Source organism: Kitasatospora sp. NPDC090091 (assembly GCF_044747365.1).
In the GTDB taxonomy this organism is placed as follows: Bacteria; Actinomycetota; Actinomycetes; order Streptomycetales; family Streptomycetaceae; genus Kitasatospora.
This window is the reverse complement of the sequence record NZ_JBIVDY010000017.1, coordinates 167,722-185,798: the sequence shown is the minus strand read 5'-3', so window position 1 is coordinate 185,798 and position 18,077 is coordinate 167,722. Positions and strand designations below refer to the sequence as shown.

19 protein-coding genes are annotated in these 18,077 nt (G+C 74.5%); 7 read left to right on the top strand and 12 right to left on the bottom strand.

The genetic code is table 11. The annotated features are described in order from the left end of the window. Positions 1-33: 33 nt before the first annotated feature. The 4 genes from ACIPSC_RS27880 to ACIPSC_RS27865 form a co-directional block, all read right to left on the bottom strand. A complete protein-coding gene (locus ACIPSC_RS27880; RefSeq protein ID WP_400828978.1) occupies positions 34-735 on the bottom strand; it encodes a phosphoadenylyl-sulfate reductase in 702 nt (233 codons plus the stop codon). After that, positions 716-895, bottom strand: coding sequence for a hypothetical protein (locus ACIPSC_RS27875; RefSeq protein ID WP_238740113.1), 180 nt, complete (start codon positions 893-895; stop codon positions 716-718). The genes ACIPSC_RS27880 and ACIPSC_RS27875 overlap by 20 nt, the downstream gene beginning before the upstream one ends. Continuing rightward, positions 892-2,616, bottom strand: coding sequence for a nitrite/sulfite reductase (locus tag ACIPSC_RS27870; RefSeq protein WP_400828975.1), 1,725 nt, complete (start codon positions 2,614-2,616; stop codon positions 892-894). Before ACIPSC_RS27870 ends, ACIPSC_RS27875 begins: the two co-directional genes overlap by 4 nt. 198 nt (positions 2,617-2,814) lie before the next feature. Continuing rightward, positions 2,815-2,898, bottom strand: a complete 84-nt coding sequence (locus tag ACIPSC_RS27865) for a putative leader peptide (RefSeq protein WP_310593185.1) — start codon at positions 2,896-2,898, stop codon at positions 2,815-2,817. 176 nt (positions 2,899-3,074) lie between these two features. Here ACIPSC_RS27865 and ACIPSC_RS27860 point away from each other — a divergent pair, with 176 nt between their 5' ends. From ACIPSC_RS27860 to ACIPSC_RS27850, 3 genes are all read left to right on the top strand, one after another. Continuing rightward, the gene (locus tag ACIPSC_RS27860) at positions 3,075-4,373 is read left to right on the top strand and encodes a YihY/virulence factor BrkB family protein (RefSeq protein WP_400828973.1); all 1,299 of its coding nucleotides are present in this window, start codon (positions 3,075-3,077) and stop codon (positions 4,371-4,373) included. A 389-nt stretch (positions 4,374-4,762) separates the two neighbouring features. Further along, a complete protein-coding gene (rsgA, locus tag ACIPSC_RS27855; protein ID WP_400828971.1) occupies positions 4,763-5,902 on the top strand; it encodes a ribosome small subunit-dependent GTPase A in 1,140 nt (379 codons plus the stop codon). Positions 5,903-6,029: 127 nt separating this feature from the next. Continuing rightward, entirely contained in the window at positions 6,030-6,608 is a 579-nt protein-coding gene (locus tag ACIPSC_RS27850) for a YdeI family protein (protein WP_400828969.1), read from the top strand. Between the two features lie 63 nt (positions 6,609-6,671). Here ACIPSC_RS27850 and ACIPSC_RS27845 read toward each other — a convergent pair whose 3' ends face one another. Continuing rightward, positions 6,672-7,106, bottom strand: a complete 435-nt coding sequence (locus tag ACIPSC_RS27845) for an ASCH domain-containing protein (protein WP_400829058.1) — start codon at positions 7,104-7,106, stop codon at positions 6,672-6,674. Positions 7,107-7,402: 296 nt separating this feature from the next. Here ACIPSC_RS27845 and ACIPSC_RS27840 point away from each other — a divergent pair, with 296 nt between their 5' ends. Then, entirely contained in the window at positions 7,403-8,923 is a 1,521-nt protein-coding gene (locus tag ACIPSC_RS27840; protein ID WP_400828967.1) for a DNA-3-methyladenine glycosylase 2 family protein, read from the top strand. Beyond that, positions 8,920-9,429, top strand: coding sequence for a methylated-DNA--[protein]-cysteine S-methyltransferase (locus ACIPSC_RS27835; RefSeq protein ID WP_400828965.1), 510 nt, complete (start codon positions 8,920-8,922; stop codon positions 9,427-9,429). Before ACIPSC_RS27840 ends, ACIPSC_RS27835 begins: the two co-directional genes overlap by 4 nt. A gap of 51 nt (positions 9,430-9,480) precedes the next feature. Here ACIPSC_RS27835 and ACIPSC_RS27830 read toward each other — a convergent pair whose 3' ends face one another. Both ACIPSC_RS27830 and ACIPSC_RS27825 read right to left on the bottom strand, forming a co-directional pair. Then, positions 9,481-9,996 carry a GNAT family N-acetyltransferase gene (locus ACIPSC_RS27830; RefSeq protein WP_400828963.1) on the bottom strand — a complete coding sequence of 172 codons (516 nt, stop codon included), beginning with the start codon at positions 9,994-9,996 and terminating at the stop codon, positions 9,481-9,483. 60 nt (positions 9,997-10,056) lie between these two features. Next, positions 10,057-10,593 (bottom strand): MarR family winged helix-turn-helix transcriptional regulator, encoded by a 537-nt coding sequence (locus tag ACIPSC_RS27825; RefSeq protein ID WP_400828961.1) that lies wholly within the window; start codon positions 10,591-10,593, stop codon positions 10,057-10,059. Between the two features lie 100 nt (positions 10,594-10,693). On the opposite strand from ACIPSC_RS27825, the gene ACIPSC_RS27820 reads away from it, so the two are divergent. Beyond that, complete coding sequence (locus ACIPSC_RS27820; protein ID WP_400828959.1) at positions 10,694-12,199, top strand: MFS transporter; 1,506 nt, start codon at positions 10,694-10,696, stop codon at positions 12,197-12,199. A gap of 68 nt (positions 12,200-12,267) precedes the next feature. Here ACIPSC_RS27820 and ACIPSC_RS27815 read toward each other — a convergent pair whose 3' ends face one another. From ACIPSC_RS27815 to ACIPSC_RS27805, 3 genes are all read right to left on the bottom strand, one after another. Further along, a complete protein-coding gene (locus ACIPSC_RS27815; protein WP_400828957.1) occupies positions 12,268-12,969 on the bottom strand; it encodes a DUF305 domain-containing protein in 702 nt (233 codons plus the stop codon). Further along, a complete protein-coding gene (locus ACIPSC_RS27810; protein ID WP_400828955.1) occupies positions 12,966-13,628 on the bottom strand; it encodes a DUF3105 domain-containing protein in 663 nt (220 codons plus the stop codon). Before ACIPSC_RS27810 ends, ACIPSC_RS27815 begins: the two co-directional genes overlap by 4 nt. 135 nt (positions 13,629-13,763) lie before the next feature. Then, the gene (locus ACIPSC_RS27805; protein ID WP_400828953.1) at positions 13,764-14,276 is read right to left on the bottom strand and encodes a hypothetical protein; all 513 of its coding nucleotides are present in this window, start codon (positions 14,274-14,276) and stop codon (positions 13,764-13,766) included. A gap of 283 nt (positions 14,277-14,559) precedes the next feature. Here ACIPSC_RS27805 and ACIPSC_RS27800 point away from each other — a divergent pair, with 283 nt between their 5' ends. Then, on the top strand, positions 14,560-16,218 hold the full coding sequence (locus ACIPSC_RS27800) for a hypothetical protein (protein ID WP_400828951.1): 1,659 nt from the start codon (positions 14,560-14,562) through the stop codon (positions 16,216-16,218). Between the two features lie 82 nt (positions 16,219-16,300). On the opposite strand, the gene ACIPSC_RS27795 is transcribed toward ACIPSC_RS27800, so the two are convergent. Both ACIPSC_RS27795 and ACIPSC_RS27790 read right to left on the bottom strand, forming a co-directional pair. Next, a complete protein-coding gene (locus ACIPSC_RS27795; RefSeq protein ID WP_400828949.1) occupies positions 16,301-16,906 on the bottom strand; it encodes a TetR family transcriptional regulator C-terminal domain-containing protein in 606 nt (201 codons plus the stop codon). Positions 16,907-17,015: 109 nt separating this feature from the next. Further along, a complete protein-coding gene (locus tag ACIPSC_RS27790) occupies positions 17,016-18,059 on the bottom strand; it encodes an agmatine/peptidylarginine deiminase (RefSeq protein ID WP_400828947.1) in 1,044 nt (347 codons plus the stop codon). Positions 18,060-18,077: the final 18 nt, after the last annotated feature.

Below are 18,077 nucleotides of genomic sequence, written 5' to 3'. Positions count from 1 at the left end.
GGTGGTGGGGGATCGGCGGGGGTCAGCGGTGGATCAGAGGTGGATGCCGCACTCGGTCTTGCCGGAGCCGGACCAGCGGCCGGCCCGGGCGTCCTCGCCCTCGGCCGGCTTGCGGGTGCAGGACAGCGGCGAGCAGCCGATCGAGGTGTAGCCCTCCCACAGCAGCGGGTTGAGCAGCACTCCGTGGGCGGCGACGTAGGCGTCGACGTCCTCCTGCGTCCACCGGGCGATCGGGGCGATCTTGACCTTGCGGCGCTTCGGGTCCCAGGAGACCACCGGGGTGTTCGCCCGGGTGGGGGACTCGTCGCGGCGCAGTCCGGTGGCCCAGGCGTCGTACCCGCCGAGTCCGCGGTTCAGCGGCTCGACCTTCCGCAGCGAGCAGCAGAGGTCCGGGTCGCGGTCGTGCAGGTCCGGCCCGTACTCGGCGTCCTGCTCGGCCACGGTCAGCCGCGGCGTGAGGGTGATGACGTTGACCGGCATGGTCGCCGCCACCGCGTCCCGGGTGCCGATGGTCTCCGCGAAGTGGTAGCCGGTGTCCAGGAACACCACGTCCACGCCGGGCAGCACCGAGGAGGCGAGGTGGGCGACGACGGCGTCCTCCATGGAGGAGGTGACGCAGAACCGCCTGCCGAAGGTGTCGGCGGCCCACTGCAGGATCTCCTGCGGGGTCGCCTCCTCCAGCTCGCGGCCGGCCCTCTCCGCTGCCGCCCGGTGGTCAGTCGTCGTGCCGGTCACGTGGCGTACCCCCGTTGGTCGGTGACAGCAGGCCGAGGAACTTCAGCTGGAAGGCGCGGCGGCAGCCGTGGCACTCCCAGGCGCCGTGCCCGGCCTCGGACGGGCGCAGGTCCTCGTCCCCGCAGTACGGGCAGAAGAACGGTGCCGCTCTTTCGCTCATGACAGCTGCTCCTCGTCGGCCCGGGCCGCCCACTGGGCGAAGCGCTCGCCCTCGGTGCGGCCGGCCCGGTAGCGGGTCAGCACGCGCTCGACGTAGTCGGGCAGGCCGTCCTTGGTGACCTTGAGGCCGCGGACCTTGCGGCCGAAGCCGGCCTCCAGTCCGAGCGCGCCGCCCAGGTGGACCTGGTAGCCCTCGACCTGGTCGCCGTTCTCGTCGGTGACCAGCTGGCCCTTGAGACCGATGTCGGCGACCTGGATCCGGGCGCAGGCGTTCGGGCAGCCGTTGATGTTGATGGTGAGCGGCTCGTCGAAGTCCGGGAGGCGCTCCTCCAGCTCGTCGATGAGCGTGCGGCCGCGCTCCTTGGTCTCGACGATGGCGAGCTTGCAGTACTCGATGCCGGTGCAGGCCATGGTGCCGCGGCGGAACGGCGACGGGTTGACCCGCAGGTCCAGCGCCTCCAGGCCGGCCACCAGCGACTCGACCCGGTCCTCGGCGATGTCGAGGACGAGCATCTTCTGCTCGGCGGTGGTGCGCAGGCGGTCGCTGCCGTGCTCGGCGGCGAGGTCGGCGATCTGCCCGAGCAGCTTGCCGTTGACCCGGCCCACCCGCGGGGCGAAGCCGACGTAGTACCGGCCGTCCTTCTGCCGGTGCACCCCGACGTGGTCGCGCCAGCGGCCGCTGGGCTCCTCCGGCGCGGGGCCGTCGACGAGCTGGTACTTGAGGTACTCGTCCTCCAGCACCTGGCGGAACTTCTCCGGGCCCCAGTCGGCGACCAGGAACTTCAGCCGGGCGCGGTTGCGCAGGCGGCGGTAGCCGTAGTCGCGGAAGATGCCGATCACGCCGCCGTAGACGTCCGCGACCTCGTCCAGCGGGACCCAGGCGCCCAGGCGCACCCCGAGCTTGGGGTTGGTGGAGAGGCCGCCGCCGACCCAGAGGTCGAAGCCGGGGCCGTGTTCCGGGTGGTTGACGCCGACGAACGCGACGTCGTTGATCTCGTGCGCGACGTCCAGCAGCGGGGAGCCGGAGACGGCGGACTTGAACTTGCGCGGCAGGTTGGAGAATTCGGGGTTGCCGATGAAGCGGCGGTAGATCTCCTCGATGGCGGGGGTGCCGTCGACGATCTCGTCCTCGGCGATGCCGGCCACCGGGGAGCCCAGGATGACGCGCGGGGTGTCGCCGCAGGCCTCGGTGGTGGAGAGGCCGACGGCCTCCAGCTTCTGCCAGATCGCCGGGACGTCCTCGATCCGGATCCAGTGGTACTGGACGTTCTGGCGGTCGGTCAGGTCGGCGGTGCCGCGGCCGTACAGCTCGGAGACCTCGGCGATCGCCCGGAGCTGGGCGACGGTCAGCCGGCCGCCGTCGACGCGGACGCGGAGCATGAAGTACTCGGCGTCCAGCTCGTGCGGCTCCAGGATCGCGGTCTTGCCGCCGTCGATGCCCTCCTTGCGCTGGGTGTAGAGGCCCCACCAGCGCATCCGGCCGCGCAGGTCCGCCGGGTCGATCGAGTCGAAGCCGCGGTGCGCGTAGATCGTCTCAATGCGTGTCCGCACATTGAGACCGTCGTCGTCCTTCTTGAACTGCTCGTTGGCGTTCAGAGGGGTGAAGTGGCCCATGCCCCACTGGCCCTCACCGCGGTGGCGGGTCGCCTTGCGGGCCGCGGCGGGGCGGCGCGCGGCGGCGCTGTCGGCCGTGGGCTCGGCAGTCTCGGGAGTGGTGGCCATGGTGAAGTCCTTCTGGGCAGGTGGCTCTGACGCCGGGTTGGTCGCGGTGCGTGCTCGGCGGTGCGGTGCTGCTGTGACCTGCGGGTTTCTCAGGGCCGGGAGAGCAGTGACCGGGGCCGGGCGGGCGCCTGCGCATCCGCTTCGGCGGTTGCGGCGAGGGTGGTGGGCGCCGGGTGCGGTGGGTGTCGCGGGGTGGGCTCAGGTCACCGGACAGATGGCGCTGGACACGCGAAGGAGATCGACGTGGAGTCGACCTACCAGGGTGGTTCCGGCGCTTGGCATGGCAAGAGATTCGCACGGCGCATGACTCTCGGTCCACTAACGTCCGTATTGTGGACGTGAAGGTTTCGAATCCCGAGACGATCGAGCGTTCCCGCCGCTCCCCGCTTCCGCCCCACTGTCGCCGCTTCGCGGTCCGGAGATCAAGGGACCGGTCCCGGCCCGATAACGTTGGGCCTGTGCAAGCAGCAGGCGAGACGACGAGACCGAACCCCGAGCGGCCCTCCCGTCGTCGGGGCAAGGGCTCCCGGCGGGCGGCCAAGCAGGTCACCTGGCGCAGTACCGCCTGGGCCCTGGTCAAGGACACCACCAACACCTGCGTCGAGTACCGGGTCACCGGGCTCGCCGCCGAGGCGGCGTTCTTCACCCTGCTCTCCATCCCGCCGCTGCTGCTCTGCCTGGCCGGAACGCTCGGCTACCTGGACGACTTCGTCGGCGCCGGCACCATCGACTCGCTGCGGCAGGACATCCTCAAGGCCTCCGGGACCGTCCTCACCGACTCGTCGGTCAAGGCGGTCGTGGTCCCGCTGCTGGACGACGTCTTCAACCACCGGCGGCCGGACCTCGTCTCGCTCGGCTTCCTGCTCTCGCTCTGGTCGGGCTCGCGCGCGCTCTACATCTTCATCGACACCATCACGGTGATGTACGGGCTGGACGGCAAGCGCGGCATCGTCAAGACCCGGACGATGTCGCTCGGCCTCTACCTCGGCGCGCTGGTGATCGGCTCGCTGGTGCTGCCGCTGCTGCTGGCCGGCCCCGGCCTGGTCCAGAACGCGGTGGGCGTCGGGCTCGCGTCCGTGGTCAACGCCTTCTACTGGCCGGTCGCGATCCTGCTGCTGATCGTCTCCCTCACCACGCTGTACCACCTGGCCGTGCCGGTCTCCACCCCGTGGCGGGAGGACATCCCCGGCGCCCTGGTGGCGCTGGTCGTCCTGGTCTTCTGCAGCGTCGGGCTCCGGTTCTACCTGGTGAGCTCGGTCGAGGGCCGCTCGGCGTACGGCTCGCTGGCCGCGCCGGTGGCCGTGCTGCTGTGGATCTTCGTGGTCGCGCTCGCGGTGCTGATCGGCGCCGCGATGAACGCCGCCATAGACCGCCGCTGGCCCACCCTGGAGACCGCCGACGCGCGCGCCGAGAACGAGCGCGCCCACGAGGAGGCGGCCGCGGCCGTGGTCCGCGAGGTGGCCGCCCGGCGCGCCGTCGAGCGGGCCCGCCGGGCGCGCGAGCTGGGCCTCGCGGAGGGCGCCGAGGAGGAGCACTGGGAGGACGAGGGCGAGGACGTCGACGTGCCCTCGGAGTACCCGGAGCGCTGGGCCGACGTGCTGGCCGCCGACAACGTGCGGGCCCGGCTCACCACGCGCGGCGGCCCGCACCACCGGCCGACCCCGCCGGCGCCGGACAGCGACCGGCCGACCGCGCCGCCGCCGGAGCGTCCGCTGCCCGGGCACCCGCCCCGGCCGCCGTGGGACCAGCAGCGCTGAGTCGGGGTCCGTGTCCGCGGGGGTGTCCGGTCCGTGGACAGCCGGCGGACGGCGGGCGGTGACGGGGTCCATGACCCCGTGGCGGCCGCGACCCGGTGGCGGGCCGTGGCCCGTTTCGGGTCGTGGTCCGGTGAAACCGGCGGGTGAAAAACCGGTTGGCAGGGCCTGGGTGGCTCGCTACGGTGTGATCAGTCCGGTTCGAAGGGCCGCCGTTCTCGCGGCCCGTGGAGAGAAGCAGGAGGTGGGTCCGGTGACTGTCACGGTCCTCACGGCTGCCCCGAGCAGCGCTCGCACTCACCTCTCCCTCCCGGCCGCCGGCTGACGCCGCTCCACTCGCGCGCGCAGCCGCAGCCCGGCGGGATCACATTCCTCCCGAAGGGCCCACTGCGTTGTTCAACGCTGCTTCCGTTCCGTCTTCCCCCGTCTCCACCTCTTCTTTCTCCCTGCTCGACACCCCGGGCTCCCCGCTGGCCGCCTACGGCTGGACGGACGAGCTCGCGGAGCAGTTCGCCCCGCTCGCCGAGGCCGGGCTGACGCCGGCCCGCATCGTCCGGGTGGACCGCGGCCAGTGCGACGCCGTCCTGGTCGACCCGGAGACCGGCGAGCTGTGCACCGTCCGGGCCGACACCCGCCCGGTCGCGGACGCCGACATGATCAACTGCGCGTGCACCGGCGACTGGGCGGCCGTGGACCTCGCGGCCAGGCCGATGACGGCCGTCGCCGCGCTGCTGCCGCGCTCCACCGCGATCATCCGCAAGGTGGCCGGCAAGCGGTCCGACGGCCAGGTCCTGGCCGCCAACGTCGACACCGTGCTGATCGCCGCCTCGCTCGCCGCCGAGCCGGACCTCGGCCGGATCGAGCGCTTCCTGGCGCTGGCCTGGGAGTCCGGCGCCGAGCCGGTGGTCGTCCTCACCAAGGCCGACCTGGTCCACGACGCGGAGTTCATCCGCGCCGACGTCGAGGCCGCGGCCCCCGGCGTCACCGTGCTGGTGGTCAGCGCCGAGACCGGCGAGGGGGTGGACGTGCTGCGCGCCTGCATCCCCGGCACCACCGCGTTCATCGGCCAGTCCGGTGTCGGAAAGTCCACCCTCACCAACGTCCTCGCCGGTGCCGACGTGATGGCCGTGCAGCAGGCCCGCGCGGTGGACCAGAAGGGCCGTCACACCACGACCACCCGCGAGCTGATCGCGCTGCCCGGCGGTGGCGTGCTGATCGACACGCCCGGCCTGCGCGAGGTCGGCCTCTACGGTGGCGAGGGGGTGGCCCTGGCCTTCGCCGACATCGCGGAGCTGGCCAAGTCCTGCCGCTTCCACGACTGCGGGCACGAGAGCGAGCCCGGCTGCGCCGTGCAGGAGGCGCTGGCCGACGGCACGCTGCCGGAGCGCCGGATGGAGAGCTACCGCAAGCTCCAGCGCGAGAACGACTGGATCGCCTCCCGCTCTGACGCCCGGCTCGCCACGGCCCGGGTGAAGAAGTGGAAGGCCATCACCAAGTCCATGCGCGCCGCGGGCGGCACCGTGAAGTGGTGACGTCCGGCCGGCCGTCCTGTTGATGCCCGTGTTGCTCTGCCCCGGACGGTTCCCGGGGCAGAGCGGTGCGGGCAGGCCGGCGGTCGGGCGCGCCGGACTGTCGGCGGCCGGCGATAGCCTGGGCCGCATGGACGAGATCGACGGGGTGGAGATCATCGCCTTCGCGGACGCCCGGGCGTTCGAGAACTGGCTGACAGAGCACCACACCCGCCAGGCGGGCGTGTGGATCAAGGTGGCCAAGAAGAAGTCCGGCATCCCCACCGTCACCGAGGACGAGCTGGTCGACCTCGGGCTCTGCTACGGCTGGATCTCCGGCCAGCGGCGCTCCCTCGACGAGCAGTACTACCTGCAGAAGTACGTGCCACGGCGGCCCAGGAGCCTCTGGTCGCGGGTGAACGTCGACCGGGTCGCGGTCCTGACCGCCGCCGGCCGGATGCGCGAGCCCGGACTCGCCGAGGTGCAGCGAGCGCAGCAGGACGGGCGGTGGGCGGCGGCGTACGCCCCGCAGCGGACGGCCGAGGTGCCGCCCGACCTCGCAGCCGTCCTGGCGGCGGACCCTGTGGCGGGCCGGGCGTTCGAGGCGCTCGACCGGACCGCGCGCTACCAGCTGATCCTGCCGCTGCTCCAGGCCCTGACGCCGGAGGCCCGGCGGACGCGCCTGGAGAAGGCGGTCCGCCTGCTGGCGGGCGGCGAGCCCGCGGAGTGACCCGGCGGCGGGCGCCGCTCCGGGCGACCGCCACCGGCGCGGCTCAGCGCGAGCCGGCGTCGATCAGCGCGGGTCGGTGGCCGGCTCGGCCCGGCGCAGGTCGGCGACCAGCCGGAACCGCTCCAGGACGACCGGCGTTCCGTCGTGCACCGTGAAGTCCGGGTCGCCCAGCGCGGCCCGCATCTCCGGACCGTGCCAGAACCCCTCGTGGACCCTTCGCCACTCGGCCACCGTCGTGCAGCCCTCGCCCTCGTCCAGCGCGTGCTGCAGGTCGACCTCGGCCAGCGCGACGACCCGGACCTCCGTCGTCTCGGTCACGGCCACCACCTCGCCGTCCGAGTCGATCACCGCCGAGCGCACCCCGGCCTGCGGCAGCGGCTCGTTCTCGTGCTCGTAGTCGGCGACCAGGCCGGTGGTGCTGGTCTTCGCACCGCTCAGCACGGCTGCGACCAGCTGGTCGCGCAGCGGTCCGGGAAAGGCGAACTCCTCGATCCGCATCGTGGACACCCGGGGGTCGTCCGGACCGGTGTACGGCTGCTCGTTCGGCTGCGCGCTCATGGGGCTCCTGTCCGGGCGGCGGCCGGTCTGCCGCGAAGGGGGCGCCGCAGGCGGGTGGGGCGGCACCGGGAGGTGGGCGTCGGCCAGCGTATCCGCCGGCCGGGGCCGACGGCGCGCGGTTTTCCGCCCTGTTCCCCGGGCGGTTCGCAGGACCTACGGGGACCGCCGTCCGGCCGCTCACGCCCACGTCCGATTTCCGCCAGTCGGCCGGCCGCGGGTGCCGCAGACTGGACAGCGTGATCGACGACGACATCCGGTACCGAGCAGTGGACAGCCGCGACGCCCGCTTCGACGGCGTCTTCTTCACGGCCGTCACCTCGACCGGCATCTACTGCCGACCGAGCTGCCCCGCCGTGACCCCCAAACGTGCCAACTGCACCTTCTACCCCAGCGCGGCCGCTGCTCAGGGCGCCGGATTCCGCGCCTGCCGCCGCTGCCGGCCGGACTCGGTGCCCGGCTCGCCGGAGTGGAACCACCGCGCCGACCTGGTCGGCCGCGCCATGCGGCTGATCGGCGACGGCCTGGTCGACCGCGAGGGCGTCGCCGGGCTCGCGCACCGCCTCGGCTACAGCGCCCGCCAGCTGCAGCGCCAGCTCACCGCCGAACTCGGCGCCGGGCCGATCGCCCTGGCCCGCGCCCGCCGGGCCCAGACCGCCCGGCTGCTGCTGCAGACCACCGAGCTGCCGATCACCGAGATCGCCTTCGCGGCCGGCTTCGCCTCCGTCCGGCAGTTCAACGACACCGTCCGCGAGGTCTACGACCGCACCCCGAGCGGGTTGCGCGCCGAGGTCGCCGCGGGCCGGCGCAGCGCCACCCCGGCCGGCGGCCTCACTCTGCGCCTCGCCTACCGGGGCGCCCTGGACAGCGAGCACCTGATCGACTTCCTGGCCCTGCGTGCCGTTCCCGGCGTCGAGGAGATCGTCCCCGGCGCGCGCCCCGGCGTCCGCACCTACCGGCGGACCCTCGCCCTCCCGTACGGGCACGGCATCGCCGAGGTCGACGGACTCGCACCCGCGGACCCGCGCACCCGCGGCTGGCTGGACTGCCGCCTGTTCCTCGCCGACCTGCGCGACCTGCCGACCGCCGTCCAGCGGCTGCGCATCCTGTTCGACCTGGACGCCGACCCGGACGCGGTGGACGAGCAGCTCGGCGCCGACCCGCTGCTCGGCGCGCTGGTCCGCGGCCGGCCGGGCCTGCGCTCGCCCGGCCACGTCGACCCGCACGAGCTGGCCGTCCGCGCCGTGCTCGGCCAGCAGATCAGCGTCGGTGCCGCCCGCACCCTGGCCGGCCGGCTCGCGGAGAAGTACGGCACCGCGCTGCCCGAGCCCAACGGCGGGCTGCGCCTGCTCTTCCCGACCGCCGCCGCCCTGGCGGTGGCCGACCCCGAGGACTTCGCCATGCCGGCCGCCCGCCGGAAGGCGCTCACGGGCCTCTGCGCCGCCCTCGCCGAGGGCATCGTCCGCCTGGACGGCGGCGTCGACCGGGAGGAGGCGGCGGCCGAGCTGCTCGCCCTGCCCGGCATCGGCCCGTGGACCGTCGGCTACCTGCGGATGCGGGCGCTCGCCGACCCGGACGTCTTCCTGCCCGGGGACGTCGGCATCCGCCACGGCCTCACGGCACTCGGCGCCCCCGGCGACCCGAAGTCCGCCGCCCGCGCCGCCGAGGCCTGGGCACCCTGGCGCTCCTACGCCGTGCACCGGCTCTGGGCGGGCGCCACCACAGACCTCAGCACCGGAACGGAGAACACCCGAGTATGAGCACCACCGTCTTCACCTTCATGGAGAGCCCCTTCGGCCGCCTGCTGCTGAGCGGCGTCCGGCCGGCGGAGGGCGGACCGGCCGCCCTGGCCACGGTCACCGCCCCGGGCCAGAAGTACGCGCTGGCCGAGCCCGCGGACGACTGGGTCCACGATCCGGACGCGCTCGCCGAGCCGGTCGCCCAGCTCACCGCGTACTTCGCCGGCCGGCGCACCACCTTCGACCTGCCGCTCGCCCCGGCCGGCACCGACTTCCGGCAGAAGATCTGGGCCGCCCTGGACGACATCCCGTACGGCGAGACGGTCACCTACGGCCAGCTGGCCGCCCTCGCCGGCGCCACCCCGCAGGCCGTCCGCGCCGTGGGCGGCGCGGTGGGCGCCAACCCGCTGCTCATCGTCCGGCCCTGCCACCGCGTGGTCGGCGCCAACGGCGCGCTGACCGGTTTCGCGGCCGGGGTCGACCGCAAGCGCTGGCTGCTGGACCTGGAGAGCGGCGCGCTGTTCTGAGGCACCGGCCCTTCCGGGGCGCCGGCCGGGCCCCGGAAGGCCGAGCCCTTCCTAGCTGATCGCCCTGAGGTCGACGCGCCAGTCGTGGCTGCGCATCCACCGGCCGGCGGGGAACTCGAAGTCGGTCTCGCCGACCAGGGTGAAGCCGGCCTTGCGGCAGACGGTGTTGGAGGCGGGGTTGTCCACCGACGGGAAGGCGTGCAGGTACCGGAGCCGGGCCGCCGCCCGTGCCTCGGCCACCGCGGCGCGGGCGGCGGCGACCGCGATGCCCCGGCCCTGGTACTCGGGGAGGACGTTCCACCCCATCTCGTGGACGCGCCCGCCCTGCCAGGTGCGGGTGCCGTAGCCGACCGTGCCGACGGGCTCGGCCTCCCCGGCGAGGACGATGCGGAACATGCAGCCCAGGCCGGACGGGACGAAGTCCAGGTAGCGCCGGTGGCGGACGAGCAGCTGCTCCTCGGTCTCCGGGCCGCCGACGTGCTTCTTCATCCCCGGGGTGTTCACCCGGCGCAGCAGCGCGAGGTCGGCGTCCGTCCAGGGCTCGATGCGGATCGGTGCGGCGGTCATGCCCGGGAGGCTAGCCGGAGCCGGGCCCCGGCGGACACCGAGTTTCGCCGTCGCGGCGGACTACTCGGCCCCGGTCGGGCGGGCCAGGGCGCGGGCCAGGCTGTCCAGCGCGGGCAGCGCCTGCATGACGGCCTCGCGGTCGGCGGGGGAGAGGGTGCCGAGCGCGGTCGCGATGCGGCGCTCGTGGGCGTGCTGCCAGTCGTCCAGCTGGCGCCGACCGGCCGGGGTGAGGGCGATCCGGGCGGTGCGGCGGTCGCCGGGGTCGGCCTGGCGGTCGACGAAGCCGGCCTCCAGCAGCTTGCCGACCAGGCCGCTGACGGTGTTCGGGGCGAGCCGCTGGCGGTCCGCGAGCTCGCCGACCCGCAGCGGGGCGGCGGCGAGCGTCTGGAGGAGTTCGACCTGCGCCATCGGCAGGGACTCCCACGGGTAGTCGGTGCGGATGCTGCTGCGCAGGGCGCGGCGCAGCCTGGTGACCACGTCGGTCAGCCGCCGGGCGCGCTCCAGCGCCGGGGGCGCGAGGTCCGTCGGGGTCTCCTCGGCCGCCCGGTCTTCGGCGGGTTCGGTGGCGGGGTCGGGTACGGACGGCGACGGAGACATGGCGGACAGCGTATCGCCTGGTGGCGGCCGTCTCAGGCGAGCCGGTCGGACACCGATCAGATCGTGGAGAGAACATCTCTGTATCCGATATATTTCTCGTATGGACACCGCCGCCCTCGCCTCCCGGCTGCTCACCGAGCGCCCCCGGCCGCGCAGCGTGGCCCGGTGGCGGTACGCCCACTGGCTGGCGGTCGGCACGGTCTGCCTCGGGGCGTTCCTCGGGCAGCTGACGGCGAGCATCACGGCACTCGTCTTCCCCGCCCTCGGGCGGCACTTCGGCGCCGGCTTCGCCTCCGTCGAGTGGGTCGCGCTCGCCTACCTGCTGGTGCTGGTGGCCCTGCTGGCCCCGATCGGCCGGCTCTCCGACCTGGTCGGGCGCAAGACCATGTACCTCGGCGGCTTCGCCGTCTTCGCGCTGGCCTCGCTCGGCGCCGGACTGGCCGGCGGCCTCTGGGTGCTGGTGGCCTGCCGGGCGGTCCAGGCCGTCGGCGGCGCGATGATGCAGGCCAACAGCGTAGCGCTGGTGGCGCGCGGTGTTCCCGAGCACGCGATGCGCAGGGCACTGGGCGTGCAGGCGGCCGCGCAGGGCCTCGGCCTGGCGCTCGGGCCGAGCCTGGGCGGCCTGCTGGTGGAGCACGCCTCCTGGCGCTGGGTGTTCTGGATCAACGTGCCGATCGGCGTGCTGGGCATCCTGGCGGGCTGGTTCCTGCTGCCCCGCACCCGTCCCGAGGCCGTGCCTGGCCCCAGGGCGGAGGAACCGCGGCAGCCGCGGGGAGGGCGGAAGCCCCGGATCCGGGCGACGGACCACGGCGGCGGCCACTTCGACCTGGCCGGACTGCTCCTGCTCACCGCGGCGACCAGCGCGCTGCTGCTGGCCCTGTCCACCGCCTCCGGCCTGCCGCTGCCCGGCTGGGCGGTGGCCGTGCTGCTGCTCGCCGCGGTGGTGTGCACGCTCGGGCTGGTCCGGCAGGAACGGCGCGCGGCCCGGCCGATCCTCGCACCGGGCCTGGTGAACACCCCGGGGGTGCGGTCCGGCCTGGTGGTCTCGCTGATCGGCTACCTGCTGCTGTTCTGTCCGCTGGTGCTGGCCCCCGTCCTGCTCGCCGGTGCCGGTGTGCCGGCGTCCCGGGTGGGCCTGGTGGTGACGCTGCTGCCCGCCGCGTTCGCGGTCGCCGCGACGGGCGGCGGCGCGCTGCTGCCCCGGGGCTGGTCGGACCTGGCCCGCTGCCGGCTCGGCGCGGCGGTCGCGGGCGCGGGGCTGCTGCTCTTCGCCCTGCTGCCGGTCGGTGGTGCGGGCGCGGGTGCTGCGGGGGCGGGCGGTCCGCTGCCGGTCGCCGTCGCGCTGGCGGTCGCCGGCTGGGGGCTGGGCCTGCTGCTGCCGGCCAACAACGCGCTGGTGATGCGGGCGATCCCGGCGGAGTGCTCGGCGGTCGGCGGCGGCATGGTCAACATGGCCCGGAGCCTCGGCACCGCCCTCGGCACGGCGCTGCCCGTGCTCGGCGTCCACCTGGCGGGCGCGGCGGCCGGTGGGCGGGCGGTGCTGTTCGCGCTCGCCGCGGTCGCGGGCCTCGCGGTGGCGGTGGCCCGCCCGGCCCGGCGCCGCTGAGCGGACCCGGAAACGGAACCGGGGCGCGGCGGACGGTCGAGCCGTCCGCCGCACCCCGGCCCGAGCCGTCAGGAGGCGGGGACGCCCGGGGCGGCGCCGCGCTCCTTGAGCATGTCGGTGATCAGCTGGATCTCCGAGGTCTGCCCGTTCACCATCGACTGCGCGAGCCGCTTCTCGGTCGCGTTCTTCGCCATGTCGACGTAGCCCTGGGCCATCTCGACCCCGCCCTTGTGGTGCTCCAGCATCAGCTGCAGGTAGTACACCTCGGCCTCGCGGCCGCTGAGCGAGCGCAGCTTGCCGAGCTGGGCGTTGGTGGCCATGCCGGGCATCAGCGAGCCGTCGTGCGCCTCGTAGCTGTGGTGCATGTTCATCCACGTCATCGGCTTGGCCGCGGAGTGCTGCGAGAGCCCCCACTGGTCGAGCCAGCCCATCATCATCCCGCGCTGGTTGGCCTGGGTGTTGATGATGTCGAAGGCGAGGGTGCGGACCGGCTCGTCGCTCGTCCGGTCCCGGACGATGAACGAGAGGTCGACGGCCTGCTGGTGGTGGGTCGCCATGTCGCGGGCGAACCCGGCCTCGGGGGAGTCGTCCGCCGGCACGCTGAGCGCCGACGAGCCCGAGGCGGACGTCCCGCTCGCCACCAGGGCGGGTATGCCGAGGGCGAGGGCGAGCGAGGCGGCCAGCGCGGCCGGCCACCAGAGCCGCCGACGGGAGGACGCCCGGGGCGCCCCGCCGTCCTCCTCCGCGGGGGTCACCGCGTCCGCGGTCACATCGACCCCATGGTGCAGGACGCGCCCGGCTCCTGGGTCTGCTGGCCCTGCACGTACTTGGTGAAGAAGGCGTTCACCCGGGGGTCACTGGCGCTGTCCACGACCAGCTGGGTGCTCCAGGCGTTGAGGGTGATGGTGCCCTTCTCGTCCGGGTACGGGCTCATCAGCGAGTACGGGGTGGCCTTCACCTTGTCGGAGAGGGTCTTGATGTCGTCGGGGGTGGCCTTGCCGTTGTAGGTCACCCAGACCGCGCCGTGCTCCAGCGAGTGGACGGCGCGCTCGTTCTCGACCGGCTGGTCGTAGACGTGGCCCATGCAGTCCAGCCAGATCGCGTTGTGGTCGCCACCGACCGGCGGGGTCTGCGGGTAGGTGACCTTCTCCTTGACGTGGTTGCGGCTCAGGTCGCCGAAGGTCTGCACGCCGTCGATCGGCGCGCTGGCGGCGACCTCCTTGGCCTTCTTGTCCTTGTTGGCGTCCATCACGATCCAGGTGCCGGTGGCGATCGCACCGATCACCAGGACGCCGACGACCACCGAGGCGATGATCTTGTTGCGGCGGTCACGGCGCTGCTCGGCTGCGCGGAGCTCGGCGATCCTGGCGCGGCGGTCGAGGCCGGCCTTGCCGCCGGGCTTGTTCGACTGCTTGGAGGCGGAACCCATGTGGTGTCCTTGTCCCCGCCGCGCGCTCGTGGCGCGGCGGTCTGAAGAGGGGGGCGGAGGGGCGGATCCGTCGGTGGCGCCCGTCCTGCCGGCCGCTCGGGCGGGCAGGGTGGGAGGACCGGCGGTGGGTTCCGCTCAGGACCGGTGTACTTGGAGTTCGTGCAGGTCGGGCGCCGGGTGCGGACCGTCCAGCAGCCCGGTCGGCACCACCCGGGGCAGGGCCTCGGGGAGTTCGGTGCCGGGCGTCATGGCGGGCTGGGGATGCGGCGGCGGGTTGGGCAGCTGGGCGTCCTGCCCGCAGTACGGGTGGCCGGAGCAGCCGTTGTCGCGGTGCGGCGGCTCGCCGTCGGCGGAGCACAGCGTCCGGTGCCGCGGACCCTCGGCGTGCCGGCCGTCGGTGCGGGGCCGGTCGGTGCGCGGGCCCGCGTGGTGCGGCGGGGCGCCGTCCGGTCCTTCCGCGGTGGGACCGGTCGCGGTGGTCGCCGGGGCGGTCGGGACCGGTGCGGAGCGGTCGGCCGCCGTGGCCTGGCCCGCGCACGGCAGCGCCGTCAGCAGCCCGACCAGCAGCAGGACCAACAGCGCACCCACCGGGCGGCCCGCGAGTACGGCCCTCCCCGGTCGGGGCGAACTGGGGGCCGACGCGGTCATGCGCACATTTAATCAGCCGAACGAGTGAAGCGATGCCCCTCCTCGGACCCCATTTTCGGCACCCGACGGGGGCGAACACCCCGTAAACACCCTGGCCGGGGCAGTTCCGGCAAGCGCGGACGGAACGGAACCCGAACGCGGGGCAAATCCGGTGACCCAGATCATCCGATCAGTGCACGGTTTGTCGCCGAAAGCCGGACAGGGTCGTTTGCACTTGGAGACAATGACGCGAGTCCGGCCCCGCCGGGGGCGGCGCGACCACGGACCGACCAGGAGCCGCCAGATGACCACAACGGGTGCACCCGCACAGCCCCACCGGCCGGACGACAGCTGGTGGGAGACGGTCTACGAAGGGCCGGCGGGCACCCTCCCGGACACCCCGGGCGCGGCAGCGGGGGAGGGCAGTGTCGACGACTGGTTCGAGACGGCCGCCGGGCTGATCGGACCGCAGCGCACGGGCGAGCAGGCGGACGTGGCGATGGGTGCCGCGGTGGCGGCGCCGGTGGCGGCGTCGGCGGAGGTTCCGGTGGCGGCGTCGGCGGATGCGGTGGCCTCGTCGGGCGGGGACGGGCCGGCCGGTGACGCGCTGCTGGAGCGGGACAGCATCGACGACTGGTTCGACACCGCGGTCGGCGTGATCGGTCCCGAGTACACGGGCGAGCAGACGGGGACGCACAAGTTCCCGGCGCCCGCCTGGGCCGACGCCGCTCCGGAGCCGGAGCCGGCGGCGGCAGTCGAGCCCCAGCCGGAGCCCCAGCCGGAGCCGGAGCCCCAGCCGGAGCCGGAGCCCCAGCCGGAGCCGGAGCCGGAGCCGGTTGTTGAAGCTGTCCCCGAGCCCGAGCCGGCTCCGGCGCCCGTCCTGCAGAAGACGCCGGAGCCCGAGCCCGTCCCGGAGCCGGCGCCCGAGGCGCTGTCGGAGCCCGCCCCCGAACCGGTGGCCGAGCCCGAGCCCGAGCCCGCCCCCGAGCCCGGAGCCGCCCCCGCCGCGTCGCCCGCGATCCGCCCCGCCGCCCGCTCCTCGCTCGCCGCCGGCGGGCCCGCGATGCCGCACGTCGGCGAACGCCCGCCCACCTACGGCCCCGAGCCGACCACCGTGCCGGAGGCGGACCCCGGCGCGCTCGCCGCAGTCGTGCCGGACACCGTGCTGGAGGGCGCCCAGTACGGCAGCGCGATCCTGCGCGCCGCCTCCGTCCGCGGCGACTCCGCCCGCTACCGGGGGGAGCCCCGGCGGGACACGCTGCTGGTGACCAGGTTCGGCGAGGCCCCCGACGGGCTGCTGCTGGCCGCGATCGGGGGCTTCGACCGGGCCGACGGCGACGAGGCGGCCCCCGAGGCCGTCGCCACCGCCACGGCCGAGGCCTGCCGTCAGCTCGCCGGTGCGATCGGACGGAGCCGGGCCGGGCTGGCCGCCGACCTGCGGTCCGGCGCGCGCGACCGGCTCCGGTACGGCCTGCAGCGCCTCGCCACCAGCGCCGCCGCCCCGCTGCGGGCGCTCGCGCCCCGGCCGGAGGAGGAGGGCGCGTCGTCCCCCGCCGTGCTGCACTGCCTGCTGGTCTCGCTCGATCCGGCGGCCTCCTACCGGGTGGCCTTCGGGGTCGGTCCGGGCGGGCTCTACCTGCTGCGCTCCGGCCACTGGATCGACGCGTACGCGGCGCGGCTGCTGCACCACCCGGACGGCCAGCCGCCGGTCCCGGACGCCCCGGTGGCGGAGCCGCGGCCGTTCCGGTTCCGGATGGTCCCGGCGACGCCGGGCGACATCCTGCTGCTCTGCACCCCGGGCCTGGCCCGGCCGATCGCGGAGGAGCCGGCCGTCGCCCACTTCCTGTCCACCCACTGGGCGCACCCGCACCCGCCGGGCACCGTGGACTTCCTCCGCCAGGTGCAGGTCCGCGCCAAGGGCTACGCCGACGACCGCACGGCGGCCGCGGTCTGGACCGAGTGAGGGCCCGGCCCCAGGGGCAGGCGATGTGAAGGCCCGGCGATGTGAAGGCCCGGGACGCGGGGCCCGGTGGCGTGATGGGCCGTCAGCCCTCGGCGCCGAGCAGCGCGCCGCAGGCCGACTCGGCCAGTGCCAGGGCCCGGGTGCGCCGGGCGCCGGGGAGGCCGAGGGCCACTGGGACGGCGAGGCCGTCGAGCAGGGCGCGGATCTGGGCGGCGCGCTCGGCGGCGGCGCCGGGGGTGAAGCGGCCGGAGGCGGCGCCCTCGTCGAGCAGGGCGACGAGGTCGGCGTCCCACGGGGCCTCGATCTCCAGCTGTCCCTGCCGGAGCTCCTCACTGGCGGGGGAGCGGCCCCACACCTCGACCCAGAGGATCCAGCGCGGGTCGCCGGGGCCCTCGGGCAGGTAGAGGCGGGTGTAGTCGGAGAGCCGGTCCCGGACGTCGCGGCCGCCGTCGGACAGGGCGGCGTGGCGGCGGCTGCCGAGCTGGTCCTCGCTCCAGCGCAGCGTCTCCAGCAGCAGCTGGTCCTTGCTGCCGAAGTAGTAGAGCAGGTGCCCGGCGCTCATCTGGAGCTGCTTGCCGAGGCCCGCCATGGTGAGCTTCGCGAGCCCGTGTTCGGCGATCGCGGTACGCGCGGTGGCGAAGACCTCCTCGCGGGGGCGCGCCGGGCGGCGCGGGCGGGGGTCCGCCATCTGCTGTTCTCCTCTGTGCCGCTGGGGACCAACACGGTACTGGCCGGGCCCGTGCGGCCGCCCACGGAGGTGGCGGCCGGCCGGGCCCGGCCGGTCAGGCCCGTACGGGTCAGGCCTGCGGCTGCTGCTGGGTGATGCAGTGGATGCCGCCCCCGTTGGCGAAGATCTCGCGGGCGTCGACCAGCTCGACGGTCCGGCCCGGGTAGGCCTTCTCCAGGATGGCCTTGGCCTCCTGGTCGCGCGGGTCGGCGAAGGCGCAGAGGATCACGGCGCCGTTGGCCACGTAGTGGTTGATGTAGGAGTAGTCGACCGGCTCGTCCTCCTCGTCCAGCAGGACGGTGGGGGCGGGCAGTTCGATCACCTCCAGGGCGCGGCCCCGGGCGTCGGTGGAGGCGCGCAGGATCGCCACCAGTTCCTTGCACACCTCGTGGTCCGGGTGGGCCGGGTCCGGCTGGACGTGGGCGACCACGACGCCCGGGCGGACGAAGGAGGCGACGATGTCGATGTGGCCGCGGGTGCCGAACTCGTCGTAGTCGCGGGTGAGTCCGCGCGGCAGCCAGATCGCCTTGGTGGTGCCGAGGAAGGCGTGCAGCTCGGCCTCGACCTCCTCGCGGGTCCAGTCGGAGTTCCGGCCCTCGCCGAGCTGGACGGTGTCGGTGACGAGCACGGTGCCCTCGCCGTCGACGTGGATGCCGCCGCCCTCGTTGATCAGCCGGGACGCGAAGCGCTGTACGCCGGTCAGCTCGCTGATGTGCTCGGCGATGTGCTGGTCGTTGTCCCAGCGGGCCCAGCCCTGGGCGCCCCAGCCGTTGAAGATCCAGTCGGCGGCGGCCAGGCCGCCCTTGCCGTCGATCAGGAAGGACGGGCCGATGTCGCGCATCCACGCGTCGTCCAGCGGGCGCTCGACGATCTCGACCTGCTCGGCGACGTACTTGCGGGCCTCCTCGGTCTCGCCGGTGTTGACCACCAGGGTGACCGGCTCGTACCGGACGATCGTGTTGGCGACCGCGGCCCAGGCCTCGCGGCCGGCGTGCAGGTGCTCGGCGCTGTCGAAGGTCGGGTTGGCGGTCGGGAAGGCCATCCAGGTGCGGTCGTGCGGGTGCCACTCGGCGGGCATCCGGTAGCCGAGCGAGGCGGGGGTGGGGGTGGTCATCGCGGTGTCCTAGCGGGG

Bases quoted from the DNA above. Each gene is read 5' to 3' on its own strand.
- ACIPSC_RS27795 (WP_400828949.1), bottom strand. From the start codon at position 16,906: ATGGCGGACCCCCGCCCGCGCCGCCCGGCGCGCCCCCGCGAGGAGGTC.
- ACIPSC_RS27800 (WP_400828951.1), top strand. From the start codon at position 14,560: ATGACCACAACGGGTGCACCCGCACAGCCCCACCGGCCGGACGACAGC.
- ACIPSC_RS27865 (WP_310593185.1), bottom strand. From the start codon at position 2,898: ATGCCAAGCGCCGGAACCACCCTGGTAGGTCGACTCCACGTCGATCTC.
- ACIPSC_RS27825 (WP_400828961.1), bottom strand. From the start codon at position 10,593: ATGTCTCCGTCGCCGTCCGTACCCGACCCCGCCACCGAACCCGCCGAA.
- ACIPSC_RS27790 (WP_400828947.1), bottom strand. From the start codon at position 18,059: ATGACCACCCCCACCCCCGCCTCGCTCGGCTACCGGATGCCCGCCGAG.
- ACIPSC_RS27875 (WP_238740113.1), bottom strand. From the start codon at position 895: ATGAGCGAAAGAGCGGCACCGTTCTTCTGCCCGTACTGCGGGGACGAG.
- ACIPSC_RS27850 (WP_400828969.1), top strand. From the start codon at position 6,030: ATGGACGAGATCGACGGGGTGGAGATCATCGCCTTCGCGGACGCCCGG.
- ACIPSC_RS27835 (WP_400828965.1), top strand. From the start codon at position 8,920: ATGAGCACCACCGTCTTCACCTTCATGGAGAGCCCCTTCGGCCGCCTG.
- ACIPSC_RS27810 (WP_400828955.1), bottom strand. From the start codon at position 13,628: ATGGGTTCCGCCTCCAAGCAGTCGAACAAGCCCGGCGGCAAGGCCGGC.
- ACIPSC_RS27820 (WP_400828959.1), top strand. From the start codon at position 10,694: ATGGACACCGCCGCCCTCGCCTCCCGGCTGCTCACCGAGCGCCCCCGG.
- ACIPSC_RS27805 (WP_400828953.1), bottom strand. From the start codon at position 14,276: ATGACCGCGTCGGCCCCCAGTTCGCCCCGACCGGGGAGGGCCGTACTC.
- ACIPSC_RS27845 (WP_400829058.1), bottom strand. From the start codon at position 7,106: ATGCGGATCGAGGAGTTCGCCTTTCCCGGACCGCTGCGCGACCAGCTG.
- ACIPSC_RS27870 (WP_400828975.1), bottom strand. From the start codon at position 2,616: ATGGCCACCACTCCCGAGACTGCCGAGCCCACGGCCGACAGCGCCGCC.
- ACIPSC_RS27830 (WP_400828963.1), bottom strand. From the start codon at position 9,996: ATGACCGCCGCACCGATCCGCATCGAGCCCTGGACGGACGCCGACCTC.